The following is an 18,739-nucleotide window of genomic DNA, read 5'->3' as shown; positions in this document are numbered from 1 at the left end:
TCAGCGACGCAGGGGCCCGCGGGCAGCCAAATCTGCGGCTGACCGGCGTGGCCTCGGCAGATCCTGCCGAAATGAATGTGAATTTGCAAGAGTTCGAGCAGAGGAATATCCACATTCATGCGACTTGGCCGCACGTGGCTTCCGGCCGGTTGGGCTGTGCGGCCGACGCCCGAACGGCACCGTCGTGGTTCTGTGCTCCGCCAAACTCCACCTCCACGAACGGCACCGCGGCCGGGCTGGGTCCGCATTCCCGGTCGGCAGCGCGCCGACCGGTGGGCAGGCGTTCAACGAGGCCCTGTACACCGCCGGCCGCCTTCCCGTCGGCGGCGGCACCGGGCGATCACAGGCCGGCCGTCACACCTCCTGCGCGGGGTCCAGCCGGTAGCCGTGTCCGCGCAATGTCGTGATCTCCGGCAGCTTCAGGGCGAGGGGAGAAGCGTCGGCGGCCTGGTTCAGGCGGCGGCGCAGCGAGGCCAGCGTGACGTCGAGTGTCTTCGTGGGGCCGAACCAGTTCTCGTCCCAGACCTGCGACATAAGGGTCTCTCGGGATACGGCGGCTCCCGCGTGCTGGGCCAGGACGGCGAGCAGATCGAACTCTTTGGGCCGCAGCGCAATCTCCTGGCCGGCGAGCAGGCAGCGTCGCGCGGTGATGTCCACAGTGAGGTCGCCGAGTTGGACCGGTTGCTCGTGCTGGGGCGGACCGGTTGGGCGGCGGCGCAGATGGGCGCGGAGGCGAGCCAGCAGGACGCTCAGGGTGAAGGGCTTGACGAGATAGTCGTCGGCTCCGGCGTCGAGGCCGGCGATGACGTCGATTTCGTTGCTGCGGGCCGTGAGGATGACGATGAGCAGATCGGGGAATTCGGCGCGGAGCGTGCGGGCGACGTCGATGCCGTCGGTGTCGGGCAGTCCGAGGTCCAGCAGTACGACGTCCTGGGAGTTGGTGCGGGCTTCGGCCAGTCCGCTCGTTCCCGTGCGGCACCAGGTGGTGGCGTAGCCGTGGCCGCGCAGTCCGGCATCCAGGTGCCGTCCGATGGTGTTGTCGTCCTCGACGACCAGGACGCGGGTCTCCGGCTGGGGTGCGGGCGTGCGCATGCTTCGAAGCGTAGGTGCAAGCGGGCGGTGCGGCAGGTGCCGCCAGTCCCGCGTGACGTGTCGGACCGGAGCGGGCGCTGCCGTGGGGACGGCGGCGCCCGCTCCGGTCGCTGGTGCGGCCCTCATAGTTCGCGGAGTTCTTCGACGGCTGGTCGCGTCGAGCGGCGTGCGGCGTTCAGGGCTGCCGCGGCGATCGCGGCGACCGCCGTGAGGACCGTGAGGGCGAGATAGTTCCACGGTACGGCGATGGTTGAAGGCGGCGGGTCGAAGACGCCGGTCAGGACCTTGACGAGCATCTGGGACAGGGCCCAGCCGATGAGGGCGCCGCCTGCCAGGCCGCCGGCGGTCATCACCGTCGCTTCGCTCAGGACCAGTCCGCGCAGCTGGCGCCGGGTGGCGCCGAGGACGGTGGTGAGTGCGAAGGTGCGTCGCCGCTCGGCCAGGCCCAGGGCCAGGACGATGCCGCCGGAGGCGGCGGCCAGCAGGACCGCGAAGCCCAGTTCGATACGGGTGAGTCCGGCCAGGTCGACGGAGGTGAGGCTGGAGCCGACCGTGGAGCGGGTCTGGGTGATGTCGGTGACGGTCGCGGAGGTGCCGAGCTGGTGGCGCAACTGGGCGGCGACGGCCTTCTGGTGGGTGCCGCCGGTGTCGATGAGGAACGCGCCCACCGCGTTGCTGCCGGTGGTCTTGGCGACGTAGCCGGCGTTGGCGACGAAGAAGCTGTCCTTGGGGGCGGTCGGGAACTCCTTGACGATGCCCGCGTAGTGGAACGGGACGCTGTGCAGGGTCTTGGTGCGGCTGTCCTGCAGCCGCAGGTTCACGGTGTCACCGGGGGAGAGCTGGAAGTCCTTGACGGTTTCCTGGCTGACCAGGAGGGAGTCGGGGCGGGCGGCGAGCTTGGCCATGAGGCTCTTGGCGGTGCCGCCGGCGAAGTAGGCGTCCTGCAGGGAGGTGGCCGAGGTGACCGTGGAGGGCTGGACCCCGTACAGGTCCTGCAAGTCGGCGCCGACGTAGGCGAATCGGTGCTGGACCGGTTCGACGTGCCGCACTCCCGCCACCTTCAGGGAGCGGTCGGCGTCGGGGCCGACGGCGACGCCGGGTGACTGGGTGACGGTGACGTCGGCCCCGTTGGTGAGCTGGGCGTCGACCTCGGCCTGCTGCTTGTAGGTGGCGTTGAACGTCGCGGTGGAGGCGGCGAACGAGACGGCGAGCGCGAGCAGCACGATGGCGCGGGCCAGCGGGCGGCGCTGTCGGGACATGCTCGCCGCCGTGGTGCCGGCGAGTGTCCCGGTCAGTGGCCTGGCCAGGCGGGCCAGGGGCCGCCGTCCGTGGGCCATGACCAAGGTGGCCAGCCGCCACAGCAGCAGCGCGGAGCCGAACCAGAGCAGGGCAGGACCCAGGAAGGCCCAGTACGACACCGAGATGCTCGCCACGCCTTCCGGGGCCAGGACCAGCGCGTACTGATTGCCGCTGGACGCTCGGAAGACCAGCAGAGAGGCGGCGAGCAGGATGAAGTCCAACCCGAACCGCATCCACCACGGAGAACGGGCGCGGCCCACGACGCGGCGGGCTGCTGCGACCGTGCCGGTGCGCAGATCGCGCAGCGCAGGCACCAGAACAGCGGCGGCCGCGACGGCCGGCCCCAGAACGAGGGCGAGTGCGAACCAGCCGACCGCCGAGGCGCCATGCGCCCCGAACGAAGCAGTGCCGAACGCGGCCTGGCCCGCGAGGGCGGCGATTCCCAGGCCGAGCACGCCGCCCGTCACACCGACGACACCCGCCTCTGCGCCGGCCATGGTGGCGACCTGGCGGGGCGTCAGCCCACGGGTGCGCAGCAGCGCCTGCTCGCCACGCCTCCGGCCGGCTCCGGCGCCTGCCACCGCAGTGGTGAGCAGAGCGGCGAGCACCGCACCGGGCACCCCCAGGAACAGGAACAGGATCTGGGCATAGAGGGCGTCGTTGCGTGCGCTGTCGAGGGCGGCGCCGAGGTTGTCGCCGACCACGGCGCCGCCGGAGGTGCGGGCCTCCAGGTTGTGCGCGGCAGCGGTGACGGAGGTGAAGGCGGCCGCGGGGTCGGCGGGCAGGGGTGCGTTGCGGGCGATGTGGATCTGCGTGGCGACGGCGGCCGGGTCGACGGCCCTGACCGGCGCGGTCAGAGTGTTGAACACGCGTGAGGGGAGCAGCAGGACGTTGTCGGGCGGGGCCGCGGGCTGGGACTGGGGCGGCGCGCCGACCTTCTGGAACAGCGAGTCGGCCTGCGGCAGGTCGACCACTCCGGCCACCTTCACCTGCGCGGGCTTCGTGCCGGGAAGGCTCACGGTGACCTTGTCACCGGGGGCGACGTGCAGATTCGCCGCGGTCTGCTGGGCGATCAGGACGCCGTAGGTGGCGCCGGTCAGCTGGCGGATCTCGCGGGGGAACGTTGCCCGGTAGGTGTCGGACAGGCCGAGGAGGACACCCGGGCCGGTGCTCTGCGTGCTGCCGGCGACGGTCGCCTGGAAACCGCTGCTGCGCGCGAATCCGACGCTCTGGGCGCTCCGTACGCCACCTTGGGTCTGCACGGCCTTGAGGACCGCGCCAGGGTCGGCGCCCGGCTGGACCTCGGCCTGCCAGTCCACTGCGACCGAGCGGACCGCGCGGGTGGTCATGGTGGACTTCGACGCGGTCAGGAACGAGCCCAGCGAGGCCAGGAGGGCAACTGCGAGAGCGATGCCGAGCGCGGTGGCGGTCAGTCGTCCGGTGCGGCGTCGGAGCAGTCCGCCGATCCAGGTGATGATCACGATGTGCCTCCCTGGGGCGCCGCAGCGGTCCGCTCGAACGGATCGGGCGTGGAGTGCAGGCGGCCTTCGTGCATCGCCCACTGCTCGTCCAGGCGCTGGGCGACCGTGGGGTCGTGCGAGGTGACCACCAGCGCGGCGCCGATCGCGTCGGCGGTGGCCAGGAGTACGTCGATGATGTGCTGGCCGGTGGCCCGGTCGAGCTGTCCGGTGGGTTCGTCCGCCAGGACGAGGCGCGGTGCCAGGGCCAGTACGCGGGCGATGGCCACGCGCTGTGCCTGGCCGCCGGAGAGCTCCTCGGGCAGTTTGTCGGCCAGGTCGGCGGCGTCGACCAGGGCGAGGGCGTCCAGTGCCCGGCGCCGGGCCCCGTCTTCGGGGACGCCGGCCAGGACCAAGGGCAGTGCGGCGTTCTCCGCGACGTCCAGGGCCGGGATCAGGCTGGGCCCCTGGAACACGACCCCCACCTGTCCTGCCACAGGCCCCTGGGTGAGGCCGGGCCAGGTGACCCGCCCGGCGGTGGGCTTTTCGAGTGCGGCCATCAGGTGCAGCAGGGTCGACTTGCCGGATCCGGAGGGCCCGGTGATCGCGATCCGGTCGCCCGCGCGGACCTGGCAGGTGGCGCCGTGTACGGCGACGACGGCGGCGGGTCCCTGGCCGAAGGTGCGTGCGGCATCCTGGCAGTGGACGAGCACGTCGTCGGCACTCATGACGGGATCCTTCCGTCGCGCAAGGTGATGACCCGGTCGGCGATCTTGACGGCTTCGGGGCTATGGGTGACGACCAGTACTCCGCGGCCCGCCTCGGCGCGGCTGCGCAGCAGTGAGAGGATCCGCTGCTCGGTGACGCCGTCCAGTTCACCGGTCGGCTCGTCGGCGAGGAGGATGTCCGGGTCGTTTGCCAGGGCGACGGCCAGCCCTGCGCGGGCGAGTTCGCCGCCGGCGAGTTGCTGGGGGAGTGCGCGGCCGCGGTGCCCAAGCCCGACCTGGTCCAGCAGCTCGGCGATGGGCTGCTTGCTCGCGCGGGGGGCGGCGGTGCGCGCGAGGCGGATGTTGGCGTGGACGTCGAGGTGGGCGATGAGGTTGCCGGACTGCAGCAGGACACCGATGCGGTGGGCGCGGACCCGGGCCCGCTCGGCCTCCGGCCGGTGACTGATCCGCTCCCCGGCGACGTGTACGACGCCTCCGTCCGGTTCGTCCAGTCCGGCCAGGCAGGCCAGCAGGGTGGACTTGCCGGACCCGGAGGGTCCGATGACGGCGACGGTCTCCCCGCGCCGTACCTGCAGGGCCACCCCGCGCAGCGCCAGGGTCTCCTCCTCGCCCGCCCGGTAGAACCGGTACAGGTCCCGCGCCGTGAGCGCGTCGGTGTCCGTGCGCGGGGGGAGCGTTCCCGCGGTGGCCATCACTGCCACCTCAGCGAGTCGGTGACGATGTGCCAGGGGTCCACGTTGTCGGCGCCGACCGGGCCGGACAGCGTCAGGTCGACCTGACGGCCGTTGTGCTGGAAGCTGTACCGCTCGAAGGCGTCGTGGACGACCTTGCCGGTCACCGGGTCCGGCGCGCTGTTGCCCTGGTAGGTGACCAGGACGCCCCGCCCCGCCTGCCGGGAGACGACGGTGACCTTCCCCATCGAGAAGGCGGGCACCTGCCGTTGCAGGACGGGGACCACCTTGGAGTTCACCGACTGGGGTGTGGGAGCTGTAGGGGCGTTGGACGAGGCGATCTCGATCCGGTTCAGCTTGTCCGTGAAGGTGACCGCATTGCCGGTGGTGGTGCGGGCCCAGCCCTCGGGCACCTTGACGGTGAACCCGCCCTGGGCCGGCTGGTAGGTGACGTATGCCTGGTTGTCGGGGATGTCACCGGCAGGGTTGGATTCCGCGGGAGCCGGCTTGGCGCCGGCGCTGCTCGTCGTGCTGCCGCTGCCCGATGCGGAACTGCTGCTGCTGCATCCCGCCACTACCCCAGTGGTCAGGGCGAGCGCGGCAATCGTCAGAACAAGTGTGCGTCGCATGATCGTGGTGCCCTTCACGAGTGAGGCGGACGGCCATACCTGCGACGCTAGGCAGCAGCCGGTTAACGCCCGGCCCGCGCACGGCTAGACGACGGTAAAACCGCACGCCCGGGATCTGCCGGGCCCCTCCCGCAGGCCGTACGCCCTCATCATGGGCACATGAGACAGCGTGTGGTCCGTGTGGCCCTGGTGGCCGCCCTGGTGGCTCTCGCCCTGCTGGCCGTGCCGCTCGCCGTGGTGATCCGCGCATCGTTCTTCGCGGACGAACGCGGGGAACTGGAGCGCGAAGCCACGGCCGCAGCCGTCCGCGTGAGCCCAGACTTTGCCGCCGGTGACCCCGTCGAACTGCCCCGCGGGCAGTCCGAGGGACAACTGGGCGTCTACGACCTGGGATTGCGCCTGCGTGCCGGAACCGGTCCTGCCGCAGCCGATTCCGTTACCCGCCGCGCGGTGGCCGGCAGCGTGGTCCAGCGGCAGATCGGTGGCGAACTCGTGGCCGCCGTCCCCGTTTCCAGCGACGAGCGCGTCATCGGCGTGGTCCGTGCCTCGACCAGCACGCAGAGCGTGTGGAACCGCATCCTGCTGGCCTGGGGTGCTCTGCTGGGCGCGGCGCTGCTCGCGCTCGGTGCCGCAGTCCTGGTCGCCCGATGGCAGGCACGCGCCCTCAGTGCCCCGCTGGAATCCCTCTCCCGCACCTCACAGGCCATCGCTGCCGGTGACCTGACCGCCCGGGCCGCCCACTCCGGAATCACAGAGATCGATCAGGTGGCGGGCGCCCACAACGCAATGGTCGAGCGCCTGGCTCACCTGCTCCAGCACGAGAGGCACTTCACGGCGAACGCCTCCCACCAGCTCCGCACCCCCCTCACGGGCATGCAACTGGGACTCGAGACAGCCCTGGCCACCGACGGCACCGATCTGCGCGCCGCCCTCGAAGAGGCGCTGGAGCAGTCACACCACCTCCAGCGCACCATCGACGAAGTACTTCAACTGGCCACAGCAGAACCCACTTCGGCGACCCGCGCCGGAGCTCAAGCGGCCGGCGAACTCCTGGAGCAGGCCGAACGGCGATGGCACGGCCCCCTCGCGAGGGAGGGGCGCCGCATCGAGTTCGTCCTCGACCCCGCGACCGCCACCCTGCCCGTCCCCGGCCGCACCACTGACCAGATCCTTGACATCCTCCTGGACAACGCACGCAGGCACGGCAGCGGAACCGTCACGGTGAGCCTGCGCGACATCGGAGCCGCGCTCGCCCTCGACGTCAGCGACGAAGGAACCCTGAGCGTCGATGCGAAGGCGCTCTTCGACCGCGGTACGACCACCGGGCCCGGTCAGGGCATCGGGCTGTCTCTCGCCGCGGACCTGGCCGAATCAGCCGGAGCCCGGCTGAGCCTGACCCGGACGGCGCCGACACGGTTCACGCTGCTGCTCCCGCACGCCGAATAGCCCCACGCCGACGCTGGTGAGGAGGCTGCGCGGGGTCGGCGCCGGGCTCGGGTGATACTGGCGCAGTGAACGCTGCCCGAATCCTGGTTGTGGAGGACGACCACGGCCTGCGCGACGTCGTGGCCCGTGGCCTGCGCGACGAAGACTTCGACGTCGTGACGGCCGCCGACGGCGCCGCGGCCCTGCGGACCGTCGACCACGCGGTCGACGCGGTCGTGCTCGACGTCGGGCTGCCGGACTCGGACGGGCGGGACGTGTGCCAGGCGATGCGCGGCGCGGGCATCACCGTCCCGGTGATCTTCCTGACCGCCCACGGCAACCTCACCGATCGGCTTTCCGGCTTCGCCTCCGGTGGAGACGACTACCTGCCCAAGCCGTTTCATCTCAGTGAACTGGCGGCCAGACTGCGGGCGTTGCTGCATCGCGCAGGCAGCAGCAACGTCATCGTCGACAGCACGAGCGCGCTGCGTCTGGACCCGGTGCGGCACGAGCTGACCGTGCACGGCCAGACCGTCTCCTTGACGCCCACCGAGTTCCGTCTCCTGGCCTGCCTGATGGCCGGTCCCGGCGCCGTGATCCGCCGCCGGGCCCTGCTGCGCGCGGGCTGGCCGGAGGGCGCCCAGGTCAGCGACAACACCCTCGACCAGTACCTGGCGCGTCTGCGGCGCAAGCTGCGCGAGGCGAACAGCCCGCACGGCATCCGTACCGTCCGGGGCATCGGCTACCGCTTCGCATGAAACGCCTCCTCGCCATCCGCACGCTGCGCGGCCGTCTCGCGCTGATGACCCTGGTCACCAGCGCCCTGTGGATCGCGGTCCTGACCGCGGCGTTCAATCTGGCCCTGGACAAGCGCCTGCAGGCGCAGGCCGATGACGTGCTGCGTACGCGGGCGGAGGCTGTCGCGGCCACGGTGGAGGCCCGGCCGGACGGCAAGCTGATCGTCCGCGAACCCGCTGAGGACCAGGGCCTGGATTCCGGCGTGTGGATCTACCAGGGCACCCGCGTGATCGAAGCGCCGCCCAGCTCGCCCGCCGGCCTGCAGAAACAGGCGGATCGACTGGCCGGACACCGCGGTGTCTTCGCCGACAGTGCCGGACCGGGCGCGTGGCGGCTGTACGCCTTCCCCGTCGAAGCCACCGGCGGGAAGGCGCAGGCGGGCACCGTGGTCACATCCGTGAGCCTGGATCCCTACCGAAGCACGGCCGACACGGCTCTCGTCGGGTCCATCGTGCTGGCCATACTGCTGCTCGCCACCGTGTATCTCCTGACCCGGCTCGTGGTGCGGCGAGCCCTGCGACCGGTCGCCGCCATGAGCGCCCAGGCCGCACAGTGGAGTGAGGTGGGCGCCCCTGAACGTTTCGGATCACAGGCGCGGCCGGCCGAGCTCGCCTCGTTCGCCGCGAATCTTGACGCTCTGCTGGACATACTGGCCGCGGTGCTGCGAAATGAGCAGCAGCAGGCCGCGGAGCTGTCCCACGAGCTCAGGACCCCATTGGCCCGGATCACCGCGGAAACCGACTGGCTGACCCGGCGACCTCGCAGCGCCGACGAGCAGGGCGCCTCCCACGCGGCCATAGCGAGCGCAGCCGCGACGATGCAGCAGATCTGCGACTCCCTGCTCTCCGAAGCCCGCACCCGCGGCTCGCAGGTTCCCGGACGCTGCCGATTCCCCGACGTCGCGGACCGGCTGGCGCAGCAGAGCGCGGCCGAGTACCCCGGTGCTCCGGCGGTGAAGGTCGAGGGAGAGGCGGTGAGCGTCGGGGTCTCGGAGTCGGTCACCGAGCGCATCCTGGTGCCCCTGCTGGACAACGCCCGCCGCTACGCCGTACATGCGATCACCATCGAGTGCACGGCGGAAGCGGGCAGGGCCAGGGTGTACGTCAGCGACGACGGTCCTGGTGTCCCCGAACAGTTCCGCGCTTCACTCTTCGAGCCGGGCCGCCGTGCGCATCCCGAGGACGGGCACGACGGCGCGGGACTCGGACTGGCTCTGGCCCGGCGCCTTGCCCGCGCGGCCGGCGGCGACATCGTGCTGGCCGACGCGGGCCCCGGCTCCCGCTTCGCCGTCACCCTTCCTGTGGGCTGATCCCCTCGGACGGCGCCACGTCACGCTTCGTGCGGGCGAGGAACACGACCAGGGCGAGAATGACCGCGAGGAACAGGAAGCTGGTGCCGACCGTGCCCAGGCCGAGCCCTCCCTCGTCTCGCGGCTGAGACAGGTAGTCGCCCAGTGAGGCGCCGAGCGGCCGGGTCAGCACGTACGCGATCCAGAACGACCACACCGCGTTGAGGTCAAGCGTGTAGTGCGCGGCGGCCACCGCGGCGATCAGGACGGCAAAGACGAGTGCGGAGAGCCAGTACCCGAGGTTCAGACGCTCGGCGGTCAGGTCACCCGCGGAAGTGCCCAGGGCGAACGTGAACAGGATGGCGAGCCAGTAGAACGCCTCCCTGCGGCCGGTCCGGATCGTGTGGATCGACAGGGTCCGCTCGCTCAGATACCAGGCGGCGAAGGTGAGTACGAGAGCCACGGCGAACGCCGCTGTCGTCGTCTCCAGTGGAACTCCGAGGTTGTCGGTGAGGTTGTCGCTGATCAGAGTGCCGACCACGCTGATCAGGACCACTGCGAGCCAGTACAGGCCCGGCACGTAGGCGCGCGCCCGGAACTGGAAGACCAAGCTGACGGCCAGCAGTCCGCTCATCACGTACGACGTGGTGGTCAGACCCAGACCGAGGTTGGCGTTGAGCAGATCGGCCGCGGTCTCGCCCACCGTGGTGCACAGGACTTTGATCACCCAGAAGTAGAGGGTGACCTGGGGGACCTTGTTCCACATCTGCCGCTGCCGGGACTGCGCCTCGGCGACATGCGTGTTGGTTGTCATGGCAGGGCACGCTGCCAGGGCTTTCCTGAACGGATCCTGACTGCAGCGAGCACGCCCTCGGCGCAGGAACTCAGTCCCGGACGTGTTCGCCCTGGGCTACTTCGATGCCGGCGTGCAGGTCGTGTGCGGCTTCCAGTGCCGCGGCGGCCGAGACCGCGAGGCATGCCAGGAGGGCAGCGGCAATGATGCGGCTGGTCTTTCGCTGTACGTGCGTTGCCTGAGCCTCGTGGTCGAGCAGAGCGGCAACGCGCCGCGGCACGGGGCCAGTCGTGGCAGCCAAGGCGACACCCGGGCGTCCGGCGGCGCGTGTCTGCGCAGCGCGGGCTGCCAAGGCGGCTCTGCCGATGGCCCGGGCTGCGAGGTGGCGGTCGCCGACGGCCTGGGCGGCGGTTTCGTCGGCGCTGCGCTCCAGCGCGTAGCTGAGGGGCTCGCGCAGGGCGCGCAGGCCGGGATGGCACCGGGCGGCCAGTTCCACGACGGTGACAAAGAGGTGGTGACGGTCACTCAGGTGGGCTCGTTCGTGGGCGAAGAGAACCTCGCGTTCGGCGGCGGTAAGGGCGCGGAGCATGCCGGAGGTCACGACGACCTTGCCGGGACGTCCGGGCAGCGCGTACGCGTCCGGGTCGTCGTCGTTCAGTACGACCAGCTCTCCGTCCGCGCTGACGGCCAGCTGCCTCGCCCGGCGCAGTTGGGACCTGCGTCGGTGCAGCGTGCGGGCCAGTACGGTGGCGCACCACACGAGGAGAGCCGATGCCATCGATGCCACAGCCACGACAGTGACGGGTGGGCCTGTCGAGACGGGGGTCAGCAGTTCGCCGAGCGCTGCTACGGCGTGCACATGGGTGGCGCCGGGGACGATGAGCAGGGCGAGAGCGGCCGTACTGCTGATGGCGAGGCCCGCTGCGGTGATGGTGAGCAGCCAGGCTGCCGGCCTCGGAGGGAGGCTGGAGACGAGTCGTCGGCCTGCCGGGCCCGCGAGGAACGGCACGAGCAGCGGCACCCACACCATGTAGATCATGCCGGGCCGCCGTCGAGGAGGGAGCGCAGCAGCCGTTCGTCGTCGTCGCTGAGCTGGGAGACGAAGCGGGTCAGCACGGCGCTGCGGTCGTCGTCCTTCTCCAGCTCCGAGTGCATGCGCCGGGCGGTCAGACCGGCCGCGTCCTCTGTCGGGGTGTAGGCGTATCCGCGGCCGGAGCGGACACGGGTCACGGTGCCCTTCTCGTAGAGGCGGGACAGGATCGTCGTGACGGTCGTCCGCGCGAGTGACACGCCCAGGGCGCTCTGCACCTGGGACGGGGTCAGCGGGCCTGCGGCGGCCCAGAGGGTCGCCAGCACGCCGGATTCCAGCTCTCCGGCGGGTCGCCGATCCGTGCTCTTCTCACTCATGGGAACGTTCCTCCCGCGTCCTTCGTCTACAGTGAAGTAGACCGTCTACATCACTGTAGTCAATGGGGCCGTCGCTGTGACCGGCCCTGCCCACCATTATGGGAGCAGCCCACCATGGCCGTATCCGCCCTCGCGGCAGCGCCGCAGGCAGTGAACCTTCTCGACGCGGGGTCACTGCTGTCCGCGTTCGGCGCCCTCGGTATCGCGGTCGTCCTGTTCGCCGAGACCGGACTGCTCGTCGGCTTCTTCCTGCCGGGAGACTCCCTGCTCTTCACCGCGGGCCTGCTGTGCGTGCCCGGCGCACACGGCCCGGTGCACCTCTCGCTTCCCCAGGTCCTGATCGCCGCTGTCGTCGGAGCCCTGCTGGGAGCGCAGGCGGGCTACTGGATCGGGCGGCGCGGCGGCAGGACGCTGCTGGCGCGCAGCCGCAGCCGCAAACTCCACGAGGGCGCCGAGCGGGCCGAGGACCTGCTCAACCGCTATGGCTACGCCAAGGCGATCGTGCTGGCCCGCTTCGTTCCGGTCGTACGCACCGTACTCAACCCGCTGGCCGGAGCCTTGAACGTGCCTGCCCGCCTGTTCACGCTCTGGCAGGTCATCGGTGGTCTCATCTGGACCGTCGGTCTCGTGCTGGCCGGATACGCGCTCGGCTCCTCGGTCCCCAACATCGACCGCTACCTGCTGCCGATCGTGGCCGTGGTCGTGGTGATCTCCCTCCTCCCGCTGGCCGTGGAGGTGGTGCGCGCCCGCTCCCGCCGGACGTCCGAGGACGGTTCGCGTTGAGTCCGCTCGATCTGGACGGAAGCTCCCTGGACGGCGGACCGTACACATCCATCACCGATGCCGCGGGCAACGCACCTGCCTGGCTGGACTCCGTGCTGTCCGCCTGGTCCACCTACGGCCTCGCCCTGTTCGCCGTACTCATGCTGGCGGCATGGTGGCGGGCACGGCCCGGCTCCTCACCGCGGACGGCCATGGCGCTGGCCGCCCCTCTCGTCGTGGTCACGGCGTTCGCCGTCGACGCCATCATCAAGTCACTGGTGCGCGGGCAGCGGCCCTGCCAGACCCTGCACACCGTCACCCTGGAGGCGTGCCCTTCTGCGGGTGACTGGTCCTTCCCCAGCAATCACGCCGCCATCGCCGCCGCGGCAGCCGTGGCCATCTGGCTCACCCACCGCGGCCTCGGAGCCATCGCCGTCCCCGCGGCGCTGCTGATGGCATTCGCCCGCGTGTGGGTCGGAGTCCACTACCCCCACGACGTCATCCTCGGCCTGATCGTCGGAGCGGCCGTCGCCTGGCCACTGACAGTCGCAGCCCGCCGCTCCGCTCCGCTCATCGACCGCCTCCGCAACACCCCACTGCGCCCCTTGGTAGCCCCGCGATGAACGAAACCGCCCCGACGGGCACGCGCATACGCCGCACGGCCGCGCTGAGCATCACCGCGCTGTGCGCCGCACTCTTCGCCCTGCTGGCCACAGCCGTTGCCCTCAACCACAGTCTGCCGTTGCCGCTGGACCAGAGCCTGCACATCTGGTCCGTGCATCACCGCCCCGCCCTCGCGGTTGCCCTGGCACGGGGCATCACCGCGACGGGTACCGGCCCCTTCCCCTATGTGTGCGCCGTGGTGGCGGGACTCCTAGCCGGACGCGACACACGCCACCGCCTGCTCCTGGCGGCCGGCGCCGTCGCATTCCTCGGCCTGGCCCAAGCCGCCCGCTATGCCCCCCTGCACCTGATCGGCCGCCCCCGGCCCGCGATCGCCGACTGGGCAACCCACGCCTCCAACTTCGGCTTCCCCTCGGGCCACGCCACCACGTCCGCACTGATGGCGGGGCTGCTGGCCTGGGCCATCGCCCGCAGGGTCCGCCCCTCCCTCGCACGCAGCAGCTGCGTGCTCCTCATGGGCTGGGCGATCGCGGTCGGCCTGAGCCGCGTCTATCTCGGGGTGCACTGGCCCAGCGACGTCCTGGGCGGCTGGCTGTTCGCGCTGACCTGCCTCGGCCTGGGGGCGGCACTGATGCCGGCCTCGAGGCCGCCTGCGGTCCATGGCGTGACGGTGACCAGCCCCGCCCGTAACTGAGTCTTGTACGTATCCAGTTGGTGGAAACGCGTTCAGCGGGGTTGATCGCCCCGCTCCGCGTTCTTCTCCTTGATGCGCACCGCTTCTTTCCGGACCTCGGCCTGGGTGGCGCGTTCCTTCTGCAGCCACTCGGGATTGTCCGCCTTCAAGGCGTCGATCTGCTCCGTGGTGAGGGCTTCGGTGACTCCGCCGCGCGCGAGACCTGCGATGGAGACGCCCAGCTTCGCCGCGACCACCGGGCGGGGATGCGGACCGTTGCGGCGCAGTTCCACCAGCCACTCGGGCGGATCGGCCTGCAGGGCAGTCAGCTCGTCGCGCGAGACGACACCTTCCTGGAACTCGGCGGGGGTGGCCTCGAGGTACACACCCAGCTTCTTTGCCGCGGTGGCGGGCTTCATCGTCTGGGTGGTCTTGTGCGACGTCATGGGGTCAAGAGTATCGAGCGTGTGCGCTGCCTCTGACCATGACCGGTAGCCTGGCGCGGTGACAGGCTCGGAAGTATCCCCTTCGTTCCGGCTCGCATATGTCCCGGGAGTGACGCCCACGAAGTGGGTGCGGATCTGGAACGAGCGGCTGCCCGACGTCCCACTGACCCTCATCGCGGTGTCCGCCGCCGAAGCGCCCGACGTGTTGCGGGCCGGCGGCGCCGACGCGGGTTTCGTGCGCTTGCCGATCGACAGGACGGACCTCAGCGCCATCCCCCTCTACACCGAGACGACGGTTGTCGTGGTCCCCAAGGACCATGTCGTGGCGGCGGTCGACGAGGTGTCCGCCGAGGATCTGGCCGACGAAATCGTGCTGCATCCCCTCGACGAGACCCTCGAATGGGAGCACCGGCCTGGACGGCCCGCGAACGAGCGCCCCGCCACCACGGAGGACGCCGTCGAACTCGTGGCGGCAGGAGTGGGGCTGCTCGTCGTCCCGCAGTCACTCGCCCGTCTGCACCACCGCAAGGACCTCACGTATCGGCCGGTCTCGGACGCCCCCGAGTCGCGCGTCGCGCTGTCGTGGCCGGAGGACGAGACCACCGACCTGGTGGAGGACTTCATCGGGATCGTCCGCGGGCGGACCGTCAACAGTTCGCGGGGTCGCACCCCGGCCCCGGCACAGCCGAAGGGCAAGCGCCCCGACAAGGGCGGCGCACGGCAGAAGCCCGCAGCAGGCAAGTCGGCCGGCAAGAGCCCACGGAGCGGTTCCGGCGGCCCCAAAGGCGCCAAGCGCGGCAAACCTCGCCGCCGGTCGTAGTCACGGCCTTTCGGCTTCCTGCCTGCTCAGCCGGGGGCGTTTCGTTCGCCCGCGGGGCTGCCGTGCGCGTTCCGGTGCGGGATTCCTTGCCGGTCTTCGAGGTCGCGTGGAAAGCTGCCGCGGTGAGTACTGATCTTGTCCGCTGGTCGTCCATCGCCGCCGAGGGCTTTCCCTTCCCCGACGCCGTGTCCGCTTCCCGGCTCAGCGACGAGCTGTCGGCCATGCTCGTGTCTCCCGACCCCGAGGTCCGTGACGATCACGCCTACACCGCCGCCGCGCGCTGGATACGGGAAGGGCACCTGGATGAGGTCTTGGAAGACCTCGGTGACACTGCCGCGGACCGTTTCACCCATCCTGAGATTCAGGCCCGAACTTTCGCTCCGCTCGTACTCCGGTGCGTTCTGACGCGCGGACACGCCGTCCCCGGCACCGTGCCGGAGGCGGCCGCGGAGCGCTGGTACGCCGGTTTCTCCTCCTGGTATCCCTCCGAGCGCGACACCCGCGGCTGGGACGACTCCCTCGGCTGGCTGCACGCTGTCGCCCACGGCGCCGACGCGGCTGCGGCGTTCGCGCAGGCGCTGCCTGCCCGCCGTACCGAACTGCTGGAACTGTGCGCCCGCCGGATGACCGCCGCGCACGCCGACTACCGCTATGCCCAGCTGGAGGATGCGCGCCTTGCCCACGCGCTCAGCCGCATCCTGCTCGCTCCTGGCCTGACGGCCGAGCAGGCCACCGACTGGTTGAGCGTAGTGATGGACGCCCTCGAAGGTGGAGGCCCCGGCTCCGTACCATCGTGGGCCTTCAACACCTTCGCCACGCTTCAGTCCCTTCATCTCCACCTGACCCACGGCCTTGCCGACGGAGGCATTCCGCCACACGCTCAGGTCGTGGCCGCACGTGTTGCCTCCATCCTCCGCCTGCCGTACAGCTGGCTCGCCTGACATTTCCTGTTCAGCCCGACTCCGGCTCCGCAGCGAGCACTTCGGTGCGGTGCTGGATCGGAGTGTCGTTCGACGAGCCGAGGCACCAGTCGAGGAGTGAGGGCCAGGAGCCGTAGCCCGCGTCCATGTCGAGGTGGGCCGCGCCGGCCAGGACGTTCGCAGGCAGGCCGAGAGGTTCGCCGTACGTGTCCGCGGCGCCTTCAGGGCAGTAGGGGTCGTTGTCGCTGCCGACGATACGGGTGTACGTGGCGGCGGCGGAGAGTTGCACGGTCGTCACCGGCGACGGGGTGAACGCCGCGATCTCCGCGTGCTGTTCAAGCACTCCCGGAGACGGCGGAGCGACGAGGAGGACCCGGTCTACGGGGACCGGTACGGCGTTGCGGGCCACGGCGTGCAGCCACAGCAGGCAGGCCAGACTGTGGCAGATGACGGTGCGTTCCCGGCCGTGCAACGCGCCGAGCCGGGTGCGTAGTTCGGTCAGCCATCGTTCAAGATCGGGGTGGTCCGGGTCGGGCAGCTGGGGATAGTCGACCGCGTGCCCCAGACCTGTGAGCCGGTCGGCGAGCCAGTGCTGCCAGTGTCCGGCAGGCCGGTGGTTCTGCCATCCGTGAAGCAGCAGGAAGCCGCGCTCGATCGTGGTCTCGGTCATGGTCTCTCGCAGTCAGAGGGGAGGTCTGGCCGGGGGCCGTGAGGGTCGAAGCGATTGTGGGCTTGGCGGATCATGCAGGTCTAGTCGTGTCCGGGAGATGGACCGCGGCAGTCGTCCGGCACGCCGTCCGCTGCGGCCCGGACTTGATCACGCAGCTCGCGAAGCGCGTCGGCAGGCGCCCCCAGTCCGTTGATCCTCAGCCGCGCGGCCTCCACCCGGGAGTCCGGGTTCGTGGTGAAGGCGAAGACGAGCGACTGGTGCAGCATCCACTGGTGGTAGGACAGCAGCCGTGCGGCGCGTTCGCGGGCTTCGGCGACGTCGCCGTCCGCAGGCAGGGCGCGCAGCATCCCATGCAGGCGGTGGTAGACGACCACCTGCTCCCCGGCCGCTTTGGCGACGTCCCCTGATACCGGCTCCGGCTCCCCGCAGGCAGCCACCAGCCGGTCCGCCAGCGGCTGCGCGGCGACCGCCGCATCGAGCACGTCCGCCAGGGTCCGCAGCTGCTCCGGTCGTGCGATCCGCACCGGAGGCGCAGGCGCAGCAGGCCACCAGCGCCCAAGCGCCCGGGACGCGCGGTGCAGCAGATCCTGCGCCATGAGGGCTATGCGCGACGGCGGGTCCTGAGCGGCGGGTAGGGGCACGGCTCCTCCTGGTCACAGCCCCCCGGCCAGGGACCGTCAGCGGAAGATCAGCAGTTGGTGAGCGCATCACCGGCACGCTTGGCTGGGTACCTCCAGTGTGCGTCGTCCATCGCCCGAGGCGCGAGCATGCGCGATGAAGCCGTACCGACCGAACCCGACCTCCCCCGCAGGGGAGGTTCCCGCGACTAGCCTCCGCAGCATGCTGCGTATCGCCGACACCGCCACCGGCCGCCTCGTGGAGATCCCCACCGGGAACCGCCATCTGCTGCGCATCTGCGTCCATCTCCCAGTCATCGACACCGGGATCGGCACGGCGCATCTGCGCGCGCCGCTGGTCGGCGACGTACTTGCGCGCACCGCGGAGCTGCACGGCCTGCAGGCTCTCACGGTCCTCACCACACCGAAGCTGCCGCCCGGGCAGGCCCATGCGCTCGACCGAGTCATGGCCGCCCTCGGCATCCACCCGCCCGCCACCGTCGAAGCTCACGAGGTGACCGGTTCACCGGGCGCTCCTGCCGACGTGCACCTCTTCGCTCACGGCTCCGAAACGGACGCTGTCGAAGGTGTCCGGATCGTCGTGGGCAGTGTCAGCCGTGCCCTTCCGGACGAGACGGGCCTCGACGGGAGCGCTGCCTTGGAGGACCGGGACGAGGAGGGGGCCGAGGAGGGGGCCGATCCGCTCGCTCTCAGGATGCTGTTGCTCGGCCAGTCCTACAGTTCGCCGGTCACGGTCACCCGCGCGGGGCTCGCCGAGGCCCGGCGGGCACTGCGGCACTGGCGGCAACAGGTGGCCGACTGGGCGCAGGAGCCGTCCCGGCCGATCCCCGCCGACCTGCTGCGACAGGCTCATGCCGCGCTCGCCGACGATCTGGGCGTCCCCGCCGTCCTGGACATGCTGGTGAGCCTGGAGAGGGACGTGGACGTCCCGGCCGGCGCGAAGTTCGAGACCTTCGCCCATCTCGACCGCGTCCTCGGGCTGGACCTCGCGCGCGAGGTCGGCCACCAGCACCGGGCGATGCCGTGACAGCGGCCGACTCCCGCCGCCTGGTGGTGCTGCGGCACGCCAAGTCCGCCTGGCCCGACGACGTGGCCGACCACGATCGGCCGCTGGCTCCGCGCGGCCGACGCGACGCCCCGGCCGCCGGCCGCTGGCTGCGCGAGAGCGACTGCGTCCCTGACCTCGTTGTCTGCTCCACCGCCCGTCGCACCCGCCGGACGTGGGAGCTCGCCGCGGCCGAGTTCGACGTCACCCCGCCGGTGACCCATGACGTGCGCCTGTACGGCGCGAGCGCAACGGAGTTGCTCGACGTCGTCCGGGAGATCCCCGGACGCGTACGGACTCTGATGCTGATCGGGCACAACCCCGGTGCGCAGGAGCTGGTCCTGATGCTTGCCGGTGAGGCGGACGCCTTCGCACTGGAGCAGACACGTACGAAATTCCCCACGTCCGCCATCGCCGTCCTGCGTGTGCCGGGCCCCTGGTCGGATCTCGAAGCGGGGGCAGCCCGGTTGACGGAGATGGTCGTGCCCCGCGGTGCGAAGCCCTGACGGGCCGCCGCGCTCGTGTCTCCGAACGGAGGTTCGTTGGTGTTGCAC

Annotated in this window: 21 protein-coding genes; 10 read left to right on the top strand and 11 right to left on the bottom strand. The window is 70.9% G+C overall.

What is annotated here, in order from left to right; genetic code table 11:
- Positions 1-354: 354 nt before the first annotated feature.
- The 5 genes from ABZS64_RS14035 to ABZS64_RS14015 all read right to left on the bottom strand — a co-directional run bounded on the left by ABZS64_RS14035 (position 355) and on the right by ABZS64_RS14015 (position 5,876).
- Positions 355-1,092, bottom strand: a complete 738-nt coding sequence (locus ABZS64_RS14035) for a response regulator transcription factor (protein ID WP_355827931.1) — start codon at positions 1,090-1,092, stop codon at positions 355-357.
- A 122-nt stretch (positions 1,093-1,214) separates the two neighbouring features.
- A complete protein-coding gene (locus ABZS64_RS14030) occupies positions 1,215-3,872 on the bottom strand; it encodes an FtsX-like permease family protein (RefSeq protein WP_355827928.1) in 2,658 nt (885 codons plus the stop codon).
- Positions 3,869-4,576 (bottom strand): ATP-binding cassette domain-containing protein, encoded by a 708-nt coding sequence (locus ABZS64_RS14025; RefSeq protein ID WP_355827925.1) that lies wholly within the window; start codon positions 4,574-4,576, stop codon positions 3,869-3,871. The genes ABZS64_RS14030 and ABZS64_RS14025 overlap by 4 nt, the downstream gene beginning before the upstream one ends.
- The gene (locus tag ABZS64_RS14020) at positions 4,573-5,268 is read right to left on the bottom strand and encodes an ABC transporter ATP-binding protein (protein WP_355827922.1); all 696 of its coding nucleotides are present in this window, start codon (positions 5,266-5,268) and stop codon (positions 4,573-4,575) included. The genes ABZS64_RS14025 and ABZS64_RS14020 overlap by 4 nt, the downstream gene beginning before the upstream one ends.
- On the bottom strand, positions 5,268-5,876 hold the full coding sequence (locus ABZS64_RS14015; RefSeq protein ID WP_355827919.1) for a hypothetical protein: 609 nt from the start codon (positions 5,874-5,876) through the stop codon (positions 5,268-5,270). Before ABZS64_RS14015 ends, ABZS64_RS14020 begins: the two co-directional genes overlap by 1 nt.
- Positions 5,877-6,035: 159 nt before the next feature.
- Here ABZS64_RS14015 and ABZS64_RS14010 point away from each other — a divergent pair, with 159 nt between their 5' ends.
- The 3 genes from ABZS64_RS14010 to ABZS64_RS14000 all read left to right on the top strand — a co-directional run bounded on the left by ABZS64_RS14010 (position 6,036) and on the right by ABZS64_RS14000 (position 9,408).
- Entirely contained in the window at positions 6,036-7,322 is a 1,287-nt protein-coding gene (locus ABZS64_RS14010; protein WP_355827916.1) for a HAMP domain-containing sensor histidine kinase, read from the top strand.
- 65 nt (positions 7,323-7,387) lie between these two features.
- A complete protein-coding gene (locus tag ABZS64_RS14005; protein WP_355827913.1) occupies positions 7,388-8,059 on the top strand; it encodes a response regulator transcription factor in 672 nt (223 codons plus the stop codon).
- Entirely contained in the window at positions 8,056-9,408 is a 1,353-nt protein-coding gene (locus ABZS64_RS14000; RefSeq protein ID WP_355827910.1) for an ATP-binding protein, read from the top strand. Before ABZS64_RS14005 ends, ABZS64_RS14000 begins: the two co-directional genes overlap by 4 nt.
- Here the strand turns inward: ABZS64_RS14000 and ABZS64_RS13995 are convergent.
- The 3 genes from ABZS64_RS13995 to ABZS64_RS13985 form a co-directional block, all read right to left on the bottom strand.
- Positions 9,389-10,201 (bottom strand): hypothetical protein, encoded by an 813-nt coding sequence (locus tag ABZS64_RS13995; protein WP_355827907.1) that lies wholly within the window; start codon positions 10,199-10,201, stop codon positions 9,389-9,391. The genes ABZS64_RS14000 and ABZS64_RS13995 overlap by 20 nt on opposite strands.
- 70 nt (positions 10,202-10,271) lie before the next feature.
- Positions 10,272-11,219 (bottom strand): M56 family metallopeptidase, encoded by a 948-nt coding sequence (locus tag ABZS64_RS13990; RefSeq protein WP_355827905.1) that lies wholly within the window; start codon positions 11,217-11,219, stop codon positions 10,272-10,274.
- Positions 11,216-11,587 (bottom strand): BlaI/MecI/CopY family transcriptional regulator, encoded by a 372-nt coding sequence (locus ABZS64_RS13985; protein WP_355827902.1) that lies wholly within the window; start codon positions 11,585-11,587, stop codon positions 11,216-11,218. Before ABZS64_RS13985 ends, ABZS64_RS13990 begins: the two co-directional genes overlap by 4 nt.
- Positions 11,588-11,701: 114 nt before the next feature.
- Here ABZS64_RS13985 and ABZS64_RS13980 point away from each other — a divergent pair, with 114 nt between their 5' ends.
- Genes ABZS64_RS13980 through ABZS64_RS13970 form a run of 3 tightly spaced genes read left to right on the top strand, consistent with a single transcriptional unit; the run spans position 11,702 to position 13,667 of the window.
- Positions 11,702-12,370 (top strand): DedA family protein, encoded by a 669-nt coding sequence (locus ABZS64_RS13980; protein WP_355827899.1) that lies wholly within the window; start codon positions 11,702-11,704, stop codon positions 12,368-12,370.
- The gene (locus ABZS64_RS13975) at positions 12,367-12,972 is read left to right on the top strand and encodes a phosphatase PAP2 family protein (protein WP_355827896.1); all 606 of its coding nucleotides are present in this window, start codon (positions 12,367-12,369) and stop codon (positions 12,970-12,972) included. Before ABZS64_RS13980 ends, ABZS64_RS13975 begins: the two co-directional genes overlap by 4 nt.
- Entirely contained in the window at positions 12,969-13,667 is a 699-nt protein-coding gene (locus ABZS64_RS13970; RefSeq protein WP_355827893.1) for a phosphatase PAP2 family protein, read from the top strand. The genes ABZS64_RS13975 and ABZS64_RS13970 overlap by 4 nt, the downstream gene beginning before the upstream one ends.
- A gap of 32 nt (positions 13,668-13,699) precedes the next feature.
- On the opposite strand, the gene ABZS64_RS13965 is transcribed toward ABZS64_RS13970, so the two are convergent.
- Positions 13,700-14,092, bottom strand: a complete 393-nt coding sequence (locus ABZS64_RS13965; protein ID WP_355827890.1) for a DUF5997 family protein — start codon at positions 14,090-14,092, stop codon at positions 13,700-13,702.
- A 58-nt stretch (positions 14,093-14,150) separates the two neighbouring features.
- On the opposite strand from ABZS64_RS13965, the gene ABZS64_RS13960 reads away from it, so the two are divergent.
- A complete protein-coding gene (locus ABZS64_RS13960; protein WP_355827887.1) occupies positions 14,151-14,912 on the top strand; it encodes a LysR substrate-binding domain-containing protein in 762 nt (253 codons plus the stop codon).
- A 122-nt stretch (positions 14,913-15,034) separates the two neighbouring features.
- On the top strand, positions 15,035-15,853 hold the full coding sequence (locus ABZS64_RS13955) for a DUF2785 domain-containing protein (protein WP_355827884.1): 819 nt from the start codon (positions 15,035-15,037) through the stop codon (positions 15,851-15,853).
- 10 nt (positions 15,854-15,863) lie between these two features.
- Here the strand turns inward: ABZS64_RS13955 and ABZS64_RS13950 are convergent, their stop codons facing one another.
- Together ABZS64_RS13950 and ABZS64_RS13945 are read right to left on the bottom strand one after the other, a co-directional pair.
- The gene (locus tag ABZS64_RS13950; RefSeq protein ID WP_355827881.1) at positions 15,864-16,502 is read right to left on the bottom strand and encodes an alpha/beta hydrolase; all 639 of its coding nucleotides are present in this window, start codon (positions 16,500-16,502) and stop codon (positions 15,864-15,866) included.
- A gap of 80 nt (positions 16,503-16,582) precedes the next feature.
- The gene (locus ABZS64_RS13945; RefSeq protein WP_355827878.1) at positions 16,583-17,143 is read right to left on the bottom strand and encodes a hypothetical protein; all 561 of its coding nucleotides are present in this window, start codon (positions 17,141-17,143) and stop codon (positions 16,583-16,585) included.
- A 199-nt stretch (positions 17,144-17,342) separates the two neighbouring features.
- On the opposite strand from ABZS64_RS13945, the gene ABZS64_RS13940 reads away from it, so the two are divergent.
- Together ABZS64_RS13940 and ABZS64_RS13935 are read left to right on the top strand one after the other, a co-directional pair.
- On the top strand, positions 17,343-18,167 hold the full coding sequence (locus tag ABZS64_RS13940) for a hypothetical protein (RefSeq protein ID WP_355827875.1): 825 nt from the start codon (positions 17,343-17,345) through the stop codon (positions 18,165-18,167).
- The gene (locus tag ABZS64_RS13935) at positions 18,164-18,691 is read left to right on the top strand and encodes a histidine phosphatase family protein (RefSeq protein ID WP_355827873.1); all 528 of its coding nucleotides are present in this window, start codon (positions 18,164-18,166) and stop codon (positions 18,689-18,691) included. The genes ABZS64_RS13940 and ABZS64_RS13935 overlap by 4 nt, the downstream gene beginning before the upstream one ends.
- Positions 18,692-18,739 lie beyond the last annotated feature (48 nt).

This window comes from Streptomyces sp. NPDC005408, assembly GCF_040606445.1.
Lineage (GTDB): Bacteria > Actinomycetota > Actinomycetes > Streptomycetales > Streptomycetaceae > Streptomyces.
Note: the sequence above shows the minus strand (reverse complement) of the source record. Positions and strands in the feature narration are given on the sequence as shown.

Excerpts from the sequence above, each read along its gene's own strand:
- ABZS64_RS14035 (WP_355827931.1), bottom strand. The coding sequence starts at position 1,092 with ATGCGCACGCCCGCACCCCAGCCGGAGACCCGCGTCCTGGTCGTCGAG.
- ABZS64_RS14025 (WP_355827925.1), bottom strand. The coding sequence starts at position 4,576 with ATGAGTGCCGACGACGTGCTCGTCCACTGCCAGGATGCCGCACGCACC.
- ABZS64_RS14020 (WP_355827922.1), bottom strand. The coding sequence starts at position 5,268 with ATGGCCACCGCGGGAACGCTCCCCCCGCGCACGGACACCGACGCGCTC.
- ABZS64_RS14015 (WP_355827919.1), bottom strand. The coding sequence starts at position 5,876 with ATGCGACGCACACTTGTTCTGACGATTGCCGCGCTCGCCCTGACCACT.
- ABZS64_RS14010 (WP_355827916.1), top strand. The coding sequence starts at position 6,036 with ATGAGACAGCGTGTGGTCCGTGTGGCCCTGGTGGCCGCCCTGGTGGCT.
- ABZS64_RS14000 (WP_355827910.1), top strand. The coding sequence starts at position 8,056 with ATGAAACGCCTCCTCGCCATCCGCACGCTGCGCGGCCGTCTCGCGCTG.
- ABZS64_RS13995 (WP_355827907.1), bottom strand. The coding sequence starts at position 10,201 with ATGACAACCAACACGCATGTCGCCGAGGCGCAGTCCCGGCAGCGGCAG.
- ABZS64_RS13990 (WP_355827905.1), bottom strand. The coding sequence starts at position 11,219 with ATGATCTACATGGTGTGGGTGCCGCTGCTCGTGCCGTTCCTCGCGGGC.
- ABZS64_RS13985 (WP_355827902.1), bottom strand. The coding sequence starts at position 11,587 with ATGAGTGAGAAGAGCACGGATCGGCGACCCGCCGGAGAGCTGGAATCC.
- ABZS64_RS13980 (WP_355827899.1), top strand. The coding sequence starts at position 11,702 with ATGGCCGTATCCGCCCTCGCGGCAGCGCCGCAGGCAGTGAACCTTCTC.
- ABZS64_RS13970 (WP_355827893.1), top strand. The coding sequence starts at position 12,969 with ATGAACGAAACCGCCCCGACGGGCACGCGCATACGCCGCACGGCCGCG.
- ABZS64_RS13965 (WP_355827890.1), bottom strand. The coding sequence starts at position 14,092 with ATGACGTCGCACAAGACCACCCAGACGATGAAGCCCGCCACCGCGGCA.
- ABZS64_RS13950 (WP_355827881.1), bottom strand. The coding sequence starts at position 16,502 with ATGACCGAGACCACGATCGAGCGCGGCTTCCTGCTGCTTCACGGATGG.
- ABZS64_RS13940 (WP_355827875.1), top strand. The coding sequence starts at position 17,343 with ATGCTGCGTATCGCCGACACCGCCACCGGCCGCCTCGTGGAGATCCCC.